Origin of the sequence: Streptomyces sp. 7-21, from assembly GCF_016741785.1 — a bacterium.
GTDB lineage: Bacteria > Actinomycetota > Actinomycetes > Streptomycetales > Streptomycetaceae > Streptomyces.
The window spans coordinates 287,246-303,273 of the sequence record NZ_JAERRL010000002.1; the positions used below are offsets into that span (position 1 = coordinate 287,246).

At 71.4% G+C, this 16,028-nt stretch carries 13 protein-coding genes; 7 read left to right on the forward strand and 6 right to left on the reverse strand.

Features of this window, described 5'->3' with window-relative positions:
• Positions 1–611 precede the first annotated feature (611 nt).
• The 3 genes from JK356_RS03450 to JK356_RS03460 all read left to right on the forward strand — a co-directional run bounded on the left by JK356_RS03450 (position 612) and on the right by JK356_RS03460 (position 5,195).
• Entirely contained in the window at positions 612–2,465 is a 1,854-nt protein-coding gene (locus tag JK356_RS03450; protein ID WP_201865978.1) for an asparagine synthase-related protein, read from the forward strand.
• Entirely contained in the window at positions 2,462–3,178 is a 717-nt protein-coding gene (locus tag JK356_RS03455) for a lasso peptide biosynthesis B2 protein (RefSeq protein ID WP_201865979.1), read from the forward strand. Before JK356_RS03450 ends, JK356_RS03455 begins: the two co-directional genes overlap by 4 nt.
• A gap of 163 nt (positions 3,179–3,341) precedes the next feature.
• Complete coding sequence (locus JK356_RS03460) at positions 3,342–5,195, forward strand: ABC transporter ATP-binding protein (protein WP_201865980.1); 1,854 nt, start codon at positions 3,342–3,344, stop codon at positions 5,193–5,195.
• 107 nt (positions 5,196–5,302) lie between these two features.
• Here JK356_RS03460 and JK356_RS03465 read toward each other — a convergent pair whose 3' ends face one another.
• Both JK356_RS03465 and JK356_RS03470 read right to left on the reverse strand, forming a co-directional pair.
• The gene (locus JK356_RS03465) at positions 5,303–6,406 is read right to left on the reverse strand and encodes a tartrate dehydrogenase (protein WP_201865981.1); all 1,104 of its coding nucleotides are present in this window, start codon (positions 6,404–6,406) and stop codon (positions 5,303–5,305) included.
• A 330-nt stretch (positions 6,407–6,736) separates the two neighbouring features.
• A complete protein-coding gene (locus tag JK356_RS03470) occupies positions 6,737–7,996 on the reverse strand; it encodes an MFS transporter (protein WP_201865982.1) in 1,260 nt (419 codons plus the stop codon).
• 57 nt (positions 7,997–8,053) lie between these two features.
• Between JK356_RS03470 and JK356_RS03475 the strand changes: the two genes are divergently transcribed.
• The 3 genes from JK356_RS03475 to JK356_RS03485 all read left to right on the forward strand — a co-directional run bounded on the left by JK356_RS03475 (position 8,054) and on the right by JK356_RS03485 (position 10,828).
• The gene (locus JK356_RS03475) at positions 8,054–9,073 is read left to right on the forward strand and encodes a LysR family transcriptional regulator (RefSeq protein WP_201865983.1); all 1,020 of its coding nucleotides are present in this window, start codon (positions 8,054–8,056) and stop codon (positions 9,071–9,073) included.
• A 70-nt stretch (positions 9,074–9,143) separates the two neighbouring features.
• A complete protein-coding gene (locus JK356_RS03480; protein ID WP_201865984.1) occupies positions 9,144–10,301 on the forward strand; it encodes an adenosine deaminase in 1,158 nt (385 codons plus the stop codon).
• A 173-nt stretch (positions 10,302–10,474) separates the two neighbouring features.
• A complete protein-coding gene (locus JK356_RS03485; RefSeq protein ID WP_201865985.1) occupies positions 10,475–10,828 on the forward strand; it encodes an ATP-binding protein in 354 nt (117 codons plus the stop codon).
• Between the two features lie 164 nt (positions 10,829–10,992).
• Here the strand turns inward: JK356_RS03485 and JK356_RS22120 are convergent, their stop codons facing one another.
• The 4 genes from JK356_RS22120 to JK356_RS03505 all read right to left on the reverse strand — a co-directional run bounded on the left by JK356_RS22120 (position 10,993) and on the right by JK356_RS03505 (position 14,688).
• Positions 10,993–11,601, reverse strand: a complete 609-nt coding sequence (locus JK356_RS22120; RefSeq protein ID WP_201865986.1) for a VanZ family protein — start codon at positions 11,599–11,601, stop codon at positions 10,993–10,995.
• Positions 11,602–11,800: 199 nt separating this feature from the next.
• Complete coding sequence (locus JK356_RS03495) at positions 11,801–12,388, reverse strand: hypothetical protein (protein ID WP_201865987.1); 588 nt, start codon at positions 12,386–12,388, stop codon at positions 11,801–11,803.
• Positions 12,385–13,989 carry a HAMP domain-containing sensor histidine kinase gene (locus JK356_RS03500; protein WP_201865988.1) on the reverse strand — a complete coding sequence of 535 codons (1,605 nt, stop codon included), beginning with the start codon at positions 13,987–13,989 and terminating at the stop codon, positions 12,385–12,387. The genes JK356_RS03495 and JK356_RS03500 overlap by 4 nt, the downstream gene beginning before the upstream one ends.
• A 21-nt stretch (positions 13,990–14,010) precedes the next feature.
• Positions 14,011–14,688, reverse strand: coding sequence for a response regulator transcription factor (locus JK356_RS03505; protein ID WP_201865989.1), 678 nt, complete (start codon positions 14,686–14,688; stop codon positions 14,011–14,013).
• A gap of 342 nt (positions 14,689–15,030) precedes the next feature.
• On the opposite strand from JK356_RS03505, the gene JK356_RS03510 reads away from it, so the two are divergent.
• Positions 15,031–15,798 carry a SigE family RNA polymerase sigma factor gene (locus tag JK356_RS03510; protein WP_201865990.1) on the forward strand — a complete coding sequence of 256 codons (768 nt, stop codon included), beginning with the start codon at positions 15,031–15,033 and terminating at the stop codon, positions 15,796–15,798.
• Positions 15,799–16,028 lie beyond the last annotated feature (230 nt).

Here is a 16,028-nt window from a genome sequence, read left to right on the forward strand (position 1 = left end):
TGCCCGGCCTCTGTAAAGTTTGGGCGGGAGTTTACGCGAGTTGCGCTGACGCCACCGGGTATGAAAAGGTCCCGCGATTCCGGAAAGCCTCGGATAAAGAACTCCATGCGGGGACACGCTCTTCGCCCCCGCACCCGTACCGCCGTCCCGTCCCGCCGGATGGGGTCGCCCCCGCCCCCTCGGCGGCCCGCAGGGCGGTAGCGCGGGCGCTCAGGTCGTTGGCTATCCCAGATGGCGAGGCAGGCGCATCGTCGTCCGACTGCCGTTCGCTCCGGCAACACATGCACGAGTGATAGGCCGTTGGAGGCCAGCGAACAAGAATCGTCAGGTAGCGGCCGTTGCGACACGTTCGCGTAGTCCGCGCACGGCCGGGGACACGCTGGTTGCGCTCATCCGGTGAGCGAGGTCGCGGACCGATCTGGGCACTGTCACCGGGGCCACGCTCGGCTGGTGCAAGAAGGACAGGGCCGACCAGGACGAGTACTGGTACTGATTGCCGCCTGCGCTCTCCGAGCAGTGCGCGGCGTGCCGGAATGGTCACTGAATTGCCCTGGGACGCCGCGCCACTGCACTCGAACACCAGCGCAGGGGCCGATGAGAGGGAAGAGCCGGTGGAACGCTTCGTTGTTGGATTCATCGGTACCCGGCCTGGCGCCCAACCCTTATCCGTGCGCGAGATCTGTGGCGTGCCGGGGGTGTGGCTATGGGAGGCCGGCCATAACCCGGGTGAGATCGAGGTGACCGGGGCGCCAGGCCGCATCGACACATTACTGACGGCTGGGAGCTGCCTGGCCACTGCGACAGAGCGTCGTCGCGCTCTCCAAGCCGCCGCCCGTGGTGAGCTGGGACCGCTGCGCCGATTGCCTGGCAGCCATCTCATCGTCGTGCGCACTGAGTCTGGTGCATTGGTGGTCGGGGACCGTGCCGGGGTGGTTCCGGTGTATTGGCTGCCCACCTCCGATGGAGTGTGGTGGAGCACGGCGGCTGCGGTGTTGGCCGCTCGGGCCGGTACTGAGGTCGAGCTTCCGCTGCTGCTGGGCGAAATGATGCTGTCTGGTGTCGATGTCCTGGCCGACCGGTCGTTGTTCAGATCGGTCAGGCGTGTCCCTCCTGGCGGTGTGCTCCGAGTGCCCGGCGAAGCTGCGCCCGTTGTCAAAACCGCCTCAGAACCGCCAGGTCCGGTGTCAGCACGTGAAGGCGCTCTGGAGCTGTGCACGGCGCTGTTTGAGGCAGTCGCCCGCTGGGGGCAGCGGGCTCAGCGGCTTTCTGCCGATCTGTCCGGCGGTGTGGACAGCGGCATCGTCTGCTGCCTAGCTGCCACCGTTCGGCCGCTGCTGGCCGTCACCTACACCGATACACACCTCATCGACGATGATGACAGTCATTACGCCCGGCGCCTCGCTGATGCTGTGCCCTCGCTCACCCACCGCATTGTGTCCGGCCAAGGCGTCTATTTCGACGGTTTGGAAGATCCTGCGGCGTTGCCGTTGACGGACAGCCCGACCTTGACCGTGGGGGCCTTGACGGTCAAAGACCCGCAGATGCGGGCCGCAGCGGAGGTCGGCAGCACGATGCACCTGACGGGGCGAGGCGGTGACAACGCGTTCTGTGTCGCTCCGACGTACGTGGTGGACATGCTGCGCGCGGGACGCTGTGCCCAGGCACTGCGCCAGGCGGTCGACCTGGCCCGCCAGCAGCGCACAGCCGTGTGGCCGGTGTGGCGGCAGCTCGCCCAGACAGCCGCCATCAGTTACCGTGCCGCGCTACGCCAGCTCGCTTCGCGCCTGGCACGGCCAGCTGCAACGCCGCAGAATCCCAGAGGCGGTGAAAACCTGGCCTGGTGCACCACCACCCCCGCTGCACGCTGGCTCACCCACGACGGCCGCGCCGTCCTGTCGCACCTGGTGGCCAACCGCGCCGCGTCAGCACCCTCTAGCGGCGTGTCAGCGGCCGCTCTCCATGAACGGCTGGCGGTGGAGGCGATGGGCGCCGCGCAGAACGCCTTTCAGGACATCGCCCGCGCTCGATGGGGCCTGGCTGTGCACGCGCCGTTCCTCGACAACACGGTGGTCGATGCCTGGCGGCTTATCCCGTCGGCCCAGCGGACCGCCCCGGGCGTGTACAAACCACTCGCCCGCGCCGCCTTCACCGGGCTGGTACCCGATTTTCTCTTGAGACGACATTCCAAGACGGACTTCATCGATAGCGTCACTACCGGGCTGATCCACAACGCCCGTCCGGCTGAAGCGATCTTGCGTTCCTCCCGCCTTGCCGCCGCTGGCCTGATCGATGGTCTAGCCGCTGTGGCGGACCTGCGCGCCGCTGTCGCTGGGGCGCCGGTACCGCTGGCCCCACTGCACCATCTCCTCGCCGTCGAGACCTGGCTGGCCCACTACGACACCGCTCTGTCTCCCGCTGCATGGAGCCCGCACCCCGCAGCAACCGACACGGAAGGAACAGCATGATGACCGGGCCAACAGTGTTCACCGCCCGTCTGCCGGATGGTGCCGCGGCCGTGATGGATATCCGGACCGGCCGTGGCCGCTGGTGCCACCTCAACCCCACCGCCGCTGCTCTATGGCTCGCGCTGGCCGCCGGCACACCCGCTCACCAGGCGGTCGATGACCTCACCACCCGCTGTGCCGCCCGCGGTGCTGACCCGGCCAATGTGCGCACCGACCTTGCCCACCTCGTTGCTCGCTTCCAGGCCCTGGGATGGCTCTCTACGTTGGCGGCACCAGTCTCCCAGCCGCCCGCCCCTACCGTGCGGCCGTGTCCGGGGGACGTTCGACTCACTCCGACCGACCGCATCATCGCGTTCCTCGCCCTTACCGCAGCGCTGGCAATGCTGCGCCTGGTACCCATACGCGTCACAATCGCAGCGCTACGTGCCCTGCGAAACGTCGTGCCCGCCGCACCGGCCAGCGCCGATGTGGCCGACAAGCAGCTCGTCGCAGTCCGGCATGTCGCACGGCACTGGCCGATACGGCTGGCCTGCCTGGAGGAATCCGCCGCCTGCTTCCTGGCCGCACGGCTGCGCCGTCGCGGCGTCACCTTTGTGTTAGGAGCACGCACCGCCCCGGCCGCCGCTCATGCCTGGATCGAGACCGAGGATCAGGTCATCGGCCAGCACTCCTCGAACCGCGCCTGGCCCTACGTACCGGCACTGCGCATCTGAAAGCAGCCAAGGGCGGAGCAAAGTCGGTTGACGCACGACGCCGGGGTTGTCCACAGACCTAGCCACCACACCGTTCGTTCGGCAGGGCATGACCGCATCGACATCCGACCGCCCTCGACGTGGCAAGGGCAGCAGCGACGCACCGCAGCTTCCCCTGCCGAGGATGAGCAACAGCGCCGAACGGCACGACGACGCTCTGGCTGCTGGGTGGTGGACCACCCTTCGCCGTCTGCCTCACCTCTCGGCTATCGCACTACGTCTGGCATGGTCCGCCGACCCATATGCCGTCGCGCTCACCGGACTGCTTCAGCTGCTGACCGGCGCCGTCACAGTTGTGGGCCTGTACGCCACGACCAGCGCCCTAACCCCCCTTCTCCTGCCTGACCACGGTTCCCGTCCCCTCGCTGACCGTCTGATGCAGGCGCTGCCGGCTCTCCTGATCGTCACCGCCGCCGGCTGTGCCCGCGCCCTGGTCAGCGCGCTGACCATCGCCACCACCGCCCGCATCGGCCCACGAGTGAACGGACTGGCCGAAGTCCGCTATCTGGCCGCCGCCACCCAGGCACCTTTGATCTGCTATGACGACGCGGCTTGGGCTGATCAGTCCGAAGCGGCCAGCCGGGCCGCCAAGGACGCCCACCTGATGGTCGAGGCGCTGACAGCGGTGACCGCCTCCCTCCTCGGACTGGCCGCGGCCGGCGGAGTCCTTGCCCACCTGCACCCCCTGCTGCTTCCGCTGCTCCTGCTGGCCGTCATCCCCCGCGGGTTTGCTGCCGTGCGGGCGGCCCGCGCTGCCTACCTCGCCGACCGTCACACCCTCGCTGACCGTCGCCTGCGCCACCTGTGGATGTTCCAGACAGCCGGCCGCGATCATGCCCTCGAAGTCCGCGCCTACACGCTCCGGCCCTGGCTCCTGGGCCGCTTCCGCGAGGTCGCCACACACTTGGAGGACGTCGCCGCCCAGGTGGGGCGGAGGGCAGCCCGCTACCAGCTGGCTGGTGACGCCGCCGCTGGCATCGCCATTGGCCTCGTCTACGCCGTGCTGCTGTGGCTGACCGCGACCGGGCGCATTCCACCACCCGCCGCTGGCACTGTCGTCATCGCCGTCCAGACCAGCCAACGCCTGCTCGCGAGCCTCGTCCAAGGCATCAACAACGCTTACACCACCGGTCTTTACCTGGCCGACTGGCATGACTTCCTCATCGATACGGCAGCCCGTACCCGCCTACCGGCAGCCTGTGAACCTGTGCCGGACAACCCCAAGGTGATCGAGGCCAAGGGCGTCACCTTCGTGTATCCCGGCAGCGAACATCCCGCCCTGCGCGATATCACCGTCACCATTCATCGCGGGGAGGTTCTGGCCATGGTCGGCCCCAACGGGTCCGGCAAGTCCACTCTCGCCAAACTGCTGGCAGGCCTGTGTACCCCGACGAAGGGAACCGTCACCTGGGATGACACCGACGTCTCGCGAGCTGACCCCGAACACCTCTGGCAGCGCCTGGCCATGTTCCCTCAGATCTGCGCGCGCTGGCACGTCACCGCCCGCGAAAACATCACTCTCGGTCAGGGTGACCAGGATGAACGCAGCATCGCCGCCGCTGCGGCGGCCGTCGGCGCGGACAAGGTTCTTGAAGATCTGCCCGAAGGCCTGGACACCAACCTCGCACCCTCCTGGTGGGGCGGACGCGACCTCTCTGGCGGTCAGTGGCAGCGCATCGCTGCTGCCCGCGCCGTCTACCGCAACGCCCCCGTCCTCGTCTGTGATGAGCCCACCTCAGCGCTGGACCCGCTCGCCGAGGAAGCCGTCTACCGGCGTATCCAGGCCCTCGCTGAGGGAAAGACCGTCATTCTCATCAGCCACCGTCTCGGCGCCACCCGCACCGCAGACCGCATCCTCGTTCTGGACGGCGGCGTGATTATCGAGGAAGGGACCCATGAATCCTTGCTCAGCCGCGACGGGATGTATGCGGCCATGTGGCGGGCACAGGCAGACACGTACGCAAACAGCCCTGCATGATGACCCTTGGGACCTGGCCGGGCCGTCCTTCGCACGGCCGCACCGGCCGCACCGCGCAGGTTGTCCGCCCGCCCGCCGCCCGCGCTCCGGTGCCGGGACGTTGGTCCTTACGACGCCAGCCCGTCGATGAGCGCCTTGGTCACGTCCGCCGTCGAGGCGGTGCCGCCCAGGTCGCGGGTGAGGATCCCGGCGCGGGTGGTGGCCGCGGCGGCGCGCTCCAGGCGGGCGGCTTCCTCTGGCAGCCCCAGGTGGTCCAGCATCATTGCGGCGCTGCCGACGGCCCCGAGCGGGTTGGCCCAGCCCTTCCCGGCGATGTCGGGGGCCGAGCCGTGCACCGGCTCGAACATGCTGGGGAAGCGGCGCTCGGGGTTGAGATTGGCGCTGGCGGCCAGGCCCAGCGAGCCGGCCAGGGCGCCGCCGAGATCGGACAGGATGTCGGCGAAGAGGTTCGAGGCGACCACGACGGACAGCTCCTCGGGCCGGAGCACGAACTTCGCCGCCATCGCGTCCACGAGCACGCTCTCGGTCTCCACGTCGGGATAGTCGGCGGCGACCCGGCGGAACACCTCGTCCCACAGCACCATGCCGTACTGCTGGGCGTTGCTCTTGGTGACGCTGGCCACCCGCTTGCGGTCGCGGGTCCGGGCCAGGTCGAACGCGAACCGCATGATCCGCTCGCAGCCCGCCTCCGTGAACAGCGCCGACTGCACGGCGACCTCGCCGCCGGGACCGCGCGCGGCGAGATTGCGGCCGCCGAGCCCGGCATACTCGCCCTCGCTGTTCTCGCGGACCACCACCCAGTCCAGGTTCCGCTCCTCCGCGTCGCGCAGCGGGCTGCGCACGCCGGGCAGGAAGCGGACGGGGCGGACGTTGGCCCACTGGTCGAAGCCCTGGCAGATCGCCAGCCGCAGCCCCCACAGGCTGACGTGGTCGGGCACGCCGGGCCAGCCGACGGCGCCGAAGTAGACCGCGTCGAAGGAGCGCAGCCGCTCCAGCCCGTCCTCGTCCATCATCCGGCCGGTGCGGGCGTAGTGGTCGCAGCCCCAGCCGAACTCCTCCCATGCGAAGGCGAACCGGCCGCCCGAGCCGTCCGCCAGCGCGTCGAGCACGGCCCGCCCGGCGGCGACGACCTCGGCGCCGGCACCGTCTCCGGGGATGGCGGCGATGCGGAACGTACGGGGGGTCTGCGGCGGGGTGTGGTCCTGCGTCACGGTCGTCCTCCTCACGTGCCGGATCTCCCCCGAGTCAACCCACCTCGCCCGCCGGACGCCAGGGACCGTGCGCTGCCGGGCACGGCACCGCGATGTGTCCGGGAAGGCAACGGGAGGGTGCGGCGTGCCTTTCTCGCACAGCTTGCGGAGGAAGCGGGGGCCACTGACCTGGGCTGTCCCCGGAGGAGAACCGGGCGGCCTCGGTCAGGAGGTTCCTCAGGGATAACGAGCCGCTCCGTCGCATGCTCGACCGCCTGGTTGCCCGGCAGGACTGCTGACGAGGTGCGCGCCCGGCCTCGCCGGAGGCCGGGCGCGCGTGCGGTGCCGCTCTCAGGCGGCGGTGGCGAGTTCGCGGCGGCGCAGCTGGGCGGAGCGGGCCGTGGCGTAGAGGGTGATCAGGCCCGCGCCCACCAGGGCCGCGAGGGCGAAGCCCACCAGCCCCGGCCACTCGGCGTGCCGGTACAGCGCGGCGCCCGCCGTGCCGCCGGCGCTCGCGCCGAGGTAGTACGCCACCTGGTACAGCGCCGACGCCTGTGCCCGCCCGGCGGTCACGGCACGGCTCACCGAGCCGGAGGCCACGGCGTGGCCGGCGAAGAAGCCGCCGGTGATCAGCACCAGCGACACCAGCACCAGCGCCAGGTGGTCCACCAGGCTCAGCAGCAGCCCGGCGACGACCGTGGCCATCGCCGCGTACAGGGCGCCGCGCCGTCCGAGGCGGTCCACCAGCGGCCCGGCGGCCGCCGAGGAGCCGGTGCCGACGAGGAAGATCACGAAGACCGACCCGGCCAGGCCGGCCGACAGCCCGAACGGCTCGGCCACGAGCCGGAAGCCGACCACCGTGTATACCGCGCTGAACGCGGCCATCAGCAGCAGGCCGATCAGGTACAGGCGCAGCAGCAGCGGCCGGCCCAGGTGGCAGCCGACGGTGCGCAGCACCAGCCGGGGCCGCAGCGGTGCCGGGGTGAAGTTCCGCTGCGGCGGCAGCAGCACGTGGTAGGCGACCGCCGCCAGCAGCGCCATGGCCGCCAGCGCCGCCAGCGCGGCGCGCCAGTCGTGCGCCTCGGCGATCCAGCCGGTCAGCACGCGGCCGGTCATGCCGCCCACGCTGTTGCCGGCGATGAACAGCCCGACCGCGCCGACCGTGGCGCGTGGCGGAAGCTCCTCGGACAGGTACGCCACGGCCGACGCCGGGATGCCGGCGATGGCCGCGCCCTGCACGGCGCGCAGCGCGATCAGCGCGCCCAGGCCGGGGACGAACGGCATGACCAGCGCCAGGGCGACGGCGACGGACACGGAGATGGTCATCACGCGCCTGCGGCCGAAGCGCTCGGAGAGGACGCTCAGCGGAAGGACGGCCACGGCCAGGCCGATGGTGGCGGCGGAGACCGTCCAGCTCGCGTCGTGCGGGTGGACAGCGTGGGCCGCGGCGATGTCGGGCAGCAGCGCCTGGGTCGAGAAGAGCATGGCGAACGTCGCCAGGCCGAGCGCGAAGAGCGCCAGGTTGACCCGGGCGTGGCCCCTAGGGGTGGCAGGGGACGTCTGGGTAAGGGCCTCCGCGGTGGCGGAAGCCCTGGTAGTCGCTGAGGGCATGGCTCCACCGTAGGGAAGCCCATTTTATGCGTCCAATACATGGTTGCTGGGATAAACATGTTCTGTACGCATGAACGAAGGCAGGAGGCGCCAGTGTCATCACCACGCAACGGAAGCGACAAGTCCGTAACAGCGGACACAGCGGGCACGGCCGACCTGTCCGGCGATTCGTGGGCCGCGCTGCTGGCACCCCGGCTCGCCCAGTTCGCGGCCATCGCGCGCCACGAGCACATCACGCGGGCCGCGCAGGACCTGGACCAGCCGCAGCCGACGCTCAGCCGCGCCGTCGCGCGCCTGGAGGCCGACATGGGCGTCGCCCTGCTCGCGCGCCACGGCCGCACCGTCTCCCTCACGCCCGCCGGGCGTGCCTTCGCCCGTTCCGTCGAACGCGCCCTCGGCGAGGTCGAGCGCGCCGCCGAGGCCATCCGCACCGACGCCGACCCGGCGGCCGGCAAGGTGGCGTTCGGCTTTCTGCACACCATGGGTCCCGAGACCGTGCCCGAGCTGATCCGCGAGTTCCGCACCGACCATCCCAAGATCCGCTTCTCTCTGGTGCAGAGCTACGGCGAGGACATGATCGAGCGGATGCGCCAGGGCGAGCTGGACCTGTGCCTGACCTCGCCCGTGCCCGACGCCCCCGACCTGGTGACCCGGCGCCTGGGCGAGCAGCGGCTGTACCTCACCGTGCCCGGCGACCACCGCCTCGCGGCGCGGCGCCGCGTCCGGCTGGCGGAGGCCGCCAACGAGCCGTTCGTCACGCTGGAACCGGGCTACGGGCTGCGGCGCCTGACCGAACGCCTGTGTGAGCAGGCCGGGTTCAAGCCGCGGATCGCGTTCGAGGGCGAGGAGCCGGAGACGCTGCGCGGCCTGGTCGCCGCCGGGCTCGGCGTCGCGCTGCTGCCGCCGCCGACGGTGCCGCGCCCCGGCGTGCGGGAGCTGTCGGTCACGGCGCCGCGCGCGGTGCGCGAGATCGGTGTCGCCTGGATGGCCGGGCACCCGGACCCGCCGCCGGTGGCGGCCTTCAAGCGGTTCCTGCTCGGCCGCCGCGGCCAGTTCGCCGCCACGCGTCCCGCCTGACGCCGGCCGGACCGTGATGCCGCGTCAGCCACGGAAGCGCCTCTACGCGCGTAGGAGATAGGGTTCGCGCATGATTGCCAGCAGCCAGGCACCGCAGCAGCCGACACCCGACCAGATCCGCCGCGCGCCCAAGGTCCTGCTGCACGACCACCTCGACGGCGGCCTGCGCCCGGCCACGGTCATCGAACTCGCCCGGGAACAGGGGTACGACGCCCTGCCCGAGACCGATCCCGAGCGGCTGGGCACGTGGTTCCGCCAGGCCGCCGACTCCGGTTCGCTGGAGCGGTACCTGGAGACGTTCCGGCACACCTGCGCCGTGATGCAGACCCGCGAGGCGCTGCGGCGCGTCGCCGCCGAGTGCGTGCGCGATCTCGCCGAGGACGGCGTGGTCTACGCCGAGGTCCGGTACGCCCCCGAGCAGCACCTCGAGGGCGGGCTGAGCCTGGAGGAGGTCGTCGAGGCCGTCAACGAGGGTTTCCGCGAGGGCGAACGCCTCGCCGCCGCCGACGGCTACCGCATCAGGACGACGGCGCTGCTGACCGCGATGCGGCACGCCGCGCGCGCCCTGGAGATCGCCGAACTCGCCAACCGCTACCGGGACCGGGGCGTCGTCGGCTTCGACATCGCCGGCGCGGAGGCGGGCTACCCGCCCACCCGGCACCTGGACGCCTTCGAGTACCTGAAGCGGGAGAACAACCACTTCACCATCCACGCCGGCGAGGGCTTCGGCCTGCCGTCGATCTGGCAGGCGCTCCAGTGGTGCGGCGCCGACCGGCTCGGGCACGGCGTGCGGCTGATCGACGACATCGAGGTCGGGGACGACGGGCGGGTGCGGCTCGGCCGGCTCGCCGCCTACGTGCGGGACAAGCGCATCCCGCTGGAGCTGTGCCCCACGTCCAACATCCAGACCGGCGCGGCCGCTTCGTACGCCGAGCACCCCATCGGGCTGCTGCGGCAGCTCCGCTTCCGCGCCACGGTCAACACCGACAACCGCCTCATGAGCGGTACGAGCATGAGTGCGGAATTCGGTCATCTGGTCCGGACTTTCCAGTACACCCTGGACGACCTTCAGTGGTTCACGGTCAATGCGATGAAATCCGCGTTCATTCCTTTCGATGAACGTCTCACGATGATCAACGAAGTGATCAAGCCCGGTTACGCGCGCCTGAAGTCCGAATGGCTGTTTGCCTCCGGCAGTCGTAATCAGCCCGTGACCAGCGAGGATTGACGGCCGGGGAGCCCATCTGGCCGTCCCGGTATGAGGAGAATGAAGAAGGGGGCCAGGAGGGTTACGGGCGGCGGCGCGCTTTTCCCTGTGATTGCGGGACGGCCGTGCCTGTGGCTACGGTCACCATCGCCGCTCGGCCCGAAACCCATTCCCACACAAGGACGTAGTTACCCATGAAGCAGGCAACACTGAAGACCATCGGCGCTGCCGCCCTGGGCGCCGCGCTCGCCTCGGCCGCGGGCACCGCCTCGGCCGCCGGGCTCGACGGTGTCCAGAGCACCGCGGGCGACCTGGTGGGCACGCTGCCCGTCGAGTCGGCCGTGCAGACGCTGCCGGCCGGGAGCGGCCAGCTGCTGAGCAGCGGCGCTCAGGCACTGAAGGGCAACGAGGTGCCACTGGTGGAGGACACGCTGGCCGCCGTCGGACAGGCCGACGCCGGGGCCGTCACCGACACCACGCAGCAGCTGCTCGGGGGCCTGCCCCTCGGCTCGGCCGGGGAGATCGTGAGCGGCATCAACCTCCAGTGAGCCCGCGGGGGTGAGCCGAGGCGGCCAGCCGGGAACCGGCGCGCCGACCGGTGCCAGCGGGGCCGGGTCCGGGGGCGTTTCCCCGGCCCGGCCCCTCCCGTTACCCGCCACCGCCGGGCGTGGTACGGCGGCGGGTGGGTCCGCGGCGGCCCTCGCGTCCGCGCCTACGGACGGCTGGACAGCGCGGGAGCCGCGGCTGTCATCCCGGCCTTCCCCGGCGGGGCGTCCGTGCCGGGCAGGCACCACCGCGTGTCCCAGGGCGAGCCCGGCGGGGTGTCCCAGAAGGAATCCCAGGGCGCCCCGTCCACCGCGCCGCCGGATGTCTCGTCCCCCCGCGCGGGCGGCGCGGACGGGCCGCCCAGCAGCAGGGCGCGCAGCCGCCCGTAGCACAGCAGGTGAGTCACGCCGATGCCGCAGGTGCTGAGGATGATGGTGTCCACGTCGGCGACGCGGCTGGGCACCAGCGACTGCGACCACTCCAGCGCCGCCGTCAGCAGGAAACCGCCCGAGACCGTGCGGACCAGCGAGGCGAACCGCCCCCCGCCCAGCCGCGGCGACAGCAGGGGCAGCAGCACGCCCAGCGGCGCCAGGCGCAGCATCCCGGCGCCGATGGTGCGCGCGCCCTCCACCGGGCCGCGTGCGAGATCCGCTCTGATGGTCGCCAGGGGTTCCAGGTTGTGGGGCTCGACCCACATCACGGACAGCGGACGCAGCGCCAGCCAGCCGACGACGAGCAGATAGACGCAGAGCACAGTGAACGCCCCGGCGCGCACGCGCGAGGGGACACTCCTTGCCCGGCCGTCGCGGGCGGACGCTCCGCGCGCGGGCCGGAGAGGCTCAGTGGAGCCCACAGGGTCATGCCGCACGCTCACCAGGACGCCGGTGCCGAGGAGGCGGTTCCACCGTCCCGTTGTGACGTACGACGCCCTGTCGTTCCGTCCCCGGCGGGTCCCGCCGCGTCGCGGCCGGCTGTCACCGCAGGGGGGAGCTGGCGCGCATGGCGTTGCTGCACGAGTACGGCTTGGGGCGCTCGGTGGTGGAGCCGGGCGGGCCGCTGAGGACGACGGAGTGGCCATCGCCCAGCTCACTGCGGGCGAAGGTGCAGACGATCTGGACGAGGGCGAACGCCGGCAGGTCGGCAGGGTCCTGGCTCAGACGCAGCCCGGTGCCTATCTCCCCGCCGTGCACGACGCCGGAGACCTCCAGGTTCGGCGGCACGTCGCTGCTGAACCCCGCGGCCTGCTCGGCCTGCCCCGGATCGGACTGGAGCTCTGCCAGCAGCGCCTGCGCGACCGCCACCGGATCGCCGCTGACGCTCGTCATGTCCAGCGAGCGGGTCACCGCCTCGACGCTGGTGCCGCACACCAGGTACACCTCGGTGCCCTCGCCCTGGCCGGGCGACTCGCACGTCGCGCGCGTCGGGGCCGGCCCGCCGTCCACCGGCACGTCGGTCGACTGGATGCCGCAGGCGGTGCCCGCCGTCACCAGCAGGGCCAGCAGGCCGGCGCGCGCCCGCCTGGCCGCCCGGCGGCCTCTCGTGCCGTGACTGCCGGTGCTCAACGGGTCCCCTCCTCGGCTTCCTCCGCTTCCCTGCCCGCCTCGTCGCGGCCGCCGTCGCCGGACTTCTTCTGGCCGGGCACCCGCGCCTCGCGCGGCAGCCGCAGTGTGAACACCGCGCCGCCCTCGGGGGAGTTGCGGGCGGTGATGTCGCCGCCGTGCAGATGGGCGTTCTCCAGGGCGATCGACAGGCCCAGGCCGCTGCCGTCGGAGCGCGGCCGGGAGGCGCTCGCCTTGTAGAAGCGGTCGAAGACGTGCGGCAGGACGTCCTCGGGGATGCCGGGGCCGTTGTCGGCGACCTCGACCACCACCTCGTCGGGCCGGTCCGGGTGCCGTTCCTCGCGGATCGTCACCCGCACCGGCGAGCCGCCGTGCTTGAGGGCGTTGCCGATGAGGTTGGCGAGGATGACGTCCAGGCGCCGCGGGTCCAGGCGCGCGATGATGCCGCGGTCGCCGGAGACCTCGACGGCGTCCAGCCAGGCGCGGTCGTCGATGCAGGCGGTGACCTGGTCGGCGATGTCCACGTCGTCGAGCACCATCCGGGCCGTGCCGGCGTCGAAGCGGGTCACCTCCATGAGGTTCTCCACCAGGACGTTCAGGCGGCGGGTCTCGCTGACGACGAGCTGCACGGCGGGCGCGATCATCGGGTCGAGGTTGTCGACCTCGTCTTCCAGCACCTCGGTCACGGCCGTGATCGCCGTCATCGGGGTGCGCAGCTCGTGCGACATGTCGGCGACGAAGCGGCGGCTGGCGGCCTCGCGGGCCGACAGGTCCTGCACCCGCTGTTCAAGCGAGGCGGCGGCGCGGTTGAACGTCCGGGTGAGTTCGGCGAGTTCGTCGGCGCCACGCTCTTCAAGCCGGGTGTCGAGCTTGCCCTCGGCCAGGCGGCTGGCCGCGTCGCTCAGCCGCTGCACCGGCCGCAGCACGGTCGTCGCGGCGGCCTGCGCCAGCAGCACGGAGCCGAAGACGGCCAGCGCGGTGGCGATGCCCAGGGAGACGACGAGCGAGTCCAGGTCGTCGCGCTCGGCGGACAGCGACAGCAGCATGTAGCCGGTCGGGCCGTCGTCCATCACCTGCGAGCCCGCGACCAGGTACGGCTCGTCCTCGTACGTGATGCGCTGCCAGTACAGGTGGTAGGGCGAGGTGCCGCTCTCGCTGTCACGCCGCTTGTAGACGGCGTCCACCAGCGAGGAGGGCACCATGTCCAGGCGGAAGAGCGAGGGCTCCGACTCCGCGACGCACACCGGCTGGCCGTTGCGCTGGTCCACCAGCACGACCTGGTAGCGCTGCGAGTTCTTCGCCATTGCGGCGGCCATGGCCCGCAGGTCGTCGCAGCTGGCGTTCTCCGGGAGCGAGCCGGCGTTGGCGCCGAGCGACTCGCGGAAGTCGTCCAGCGCGCCCTGCTGGGCGCGGGTCAGTACGGCGTCGCGGGTGAGCCAGTACGCGATGCCGGAGACCGAGACGGCCGCGGCCAGTGCGACGAGCGCGAAGACGGTGACCAGGCGCAGCCGCAGGCTCGTGATGCGCAGCAGCGAGCCCAGCCGGCTCCGCACGCGGCCCACGGGCCGGGCCGCGGTGTCGCCCGCCGTGTTCTCAGCGGTCATGCGATTGCCTCACGCCCCCTGTCAGGACGGGGCGTCGAGCCGGTAGCCGACCCCGCGCACGGTGCGGATCAGCTTGGGCGACGACGGCACGTCCTCGACCTTGGCGCGCAGCCGCTGCACGCAGGCGTCCACGAGCCGGGAGTCGCCCAGGTAGTCGTGCTCCCAGACCAGCCGGAGCAGCTGCTGCCGCGACAGCGCCTGGCCGGGACGGCGGCTCAGCTCCAGCAGCAGGCGCAGCTCGGTGGGCGTGAGCTGCAAGTCCTTGCCGTTCTTCGTGACGGTCATCGCGGCGCGGTCGATGACGATGTTGCCGAACGTGGCCGAGTCGTTGGCTTCCCGCTCGCCGCGGCGCATCACCGCGCGGATGCGGGCGTCGAGGACCCTGCCCTGCACCGGCTTGACCACGTAGTCGTCGGCCCCGGACTCCAGGCCCACCACGACGTCGATGTCGTCGCTGCGGGCCGTGAGCAGAATGATGGGCAACTGGTCGGTGCGGCGGATGCGGCGGCACACCTCGAAGCCGTCGATGCCGGGCAGCATCACGTCCAGCACGATGAGGTCGGGGCGCTGCTCGCGCAGCATCTTCATCCCGTCCTCACCCGTGGCGGCGGTCACGACACGGTGCCCCTGACGGGTCAGGCTCATTTCCAGAGCCGTGCGCACCGCCTCGTCGTCCTCGATCAGCAACAGGAAAGCCACGCGGCTCATTGTGGCCCATACACCCATCCGAGTTCGACCGCCCGGGTCGTGCGACTTCCGGGCCCGGCGGCCGAACGCGCCCCGTAGCCGGTTCCCACGCCCCCGGCGCGACCCCTCCGGGCGCACGACGGCTGAGCGTGAACTCACCACCGCAGGGGGCCCGTCGGACGTCTCAGCGCCCTGGCGGGCCAGCCAGACACGCGGGTGTGATGAACATCAAATTCCTCCCGGCGACTGGGTGCTGTGACAGCGCTGTGACAGTCAGAGGACCCCCTCATGAAACTGGCCCGGCAGTGTGATGACCAACAGATCGCACGGACGGACTCCACGAGGGGGAGCGGGATGAGGGCATCGCACGGCATCAGCGACACGACAGCCGCTACGACGCTCACGCCCGCACACGTGGTTCCCGTCCGCTGCGCCGAATCGTCCGGCGGCGCGAACCGGCTGGGGGGCCGCCGTTCCGCCGGGCACAAGCACCGGGCGCGGCTCGCGGCTGTCGCCCCGGTGACGGGGGAACGGGGGAACCGGGGGAACACGGGGGACGGCGTCCACGGGGAGGCCGGGGGTGCGCGGCGCGAAGGGCGCACGGAGGCGGAGTTCACCGCCTACGTGCGCGAGCGCCGGGCCTCCCTGTACGCCACCGCCTACCACCTCACCGGCGACCGGCACGAGGCGGAGGACCTGCTGCAGAGCGCGCTGCTGTCGACCTACCGCGCCTGGGACCGCATCGCCGACAAGGCCGCCCTCAACGGCTACCTGCGGCGCACCATGACGAACCTGCACATCAGCGCCTGGCGCCGGCGCAAGCTGAACGAGTACCCGACCGAGGAGCTGCCCGAGGCGCCTGGCGAGCAGGACACCATGCGCGGCACGGAGCTGCGCACGGTGCTGTGGCAGGCGCTGGCCCGGCTGCCGGAGCAGCAGCGCACGATGCTGGTGCTGCGGTACTACGAGGGCCGCACTGACCCGGAGATCGCGGATACGCTCAACATCAGCGTCGGCACGGTCAAGAGCAGCATCTGGCGCACCCTGCGGCGGCTGCGGGACGACCAGTCACTCAGCCAGGGCCGCGACCGCGAGGAGTCCTTCGGCGAACTGGTCGCCTGAGGCACGGGGGAAACACGGGGGAGTGCGCAAACGGGGACAACGGGGGAAGTAACGGGGGACATAGCGGGGGAAATACGGGGGAAGGCGGGAAACCCGAGGGAAGGGGAAAACCGGGAGAAACCGGGGGAAACGGGGGAGTACGGGGGAACGAAAGGGCGCGGGGTCCGGCGACCGGGGGGTCTGGCCGGGCCCCGCGTCGCGTCTCCGCACGCTGCGCCAGAGCCGTTTGG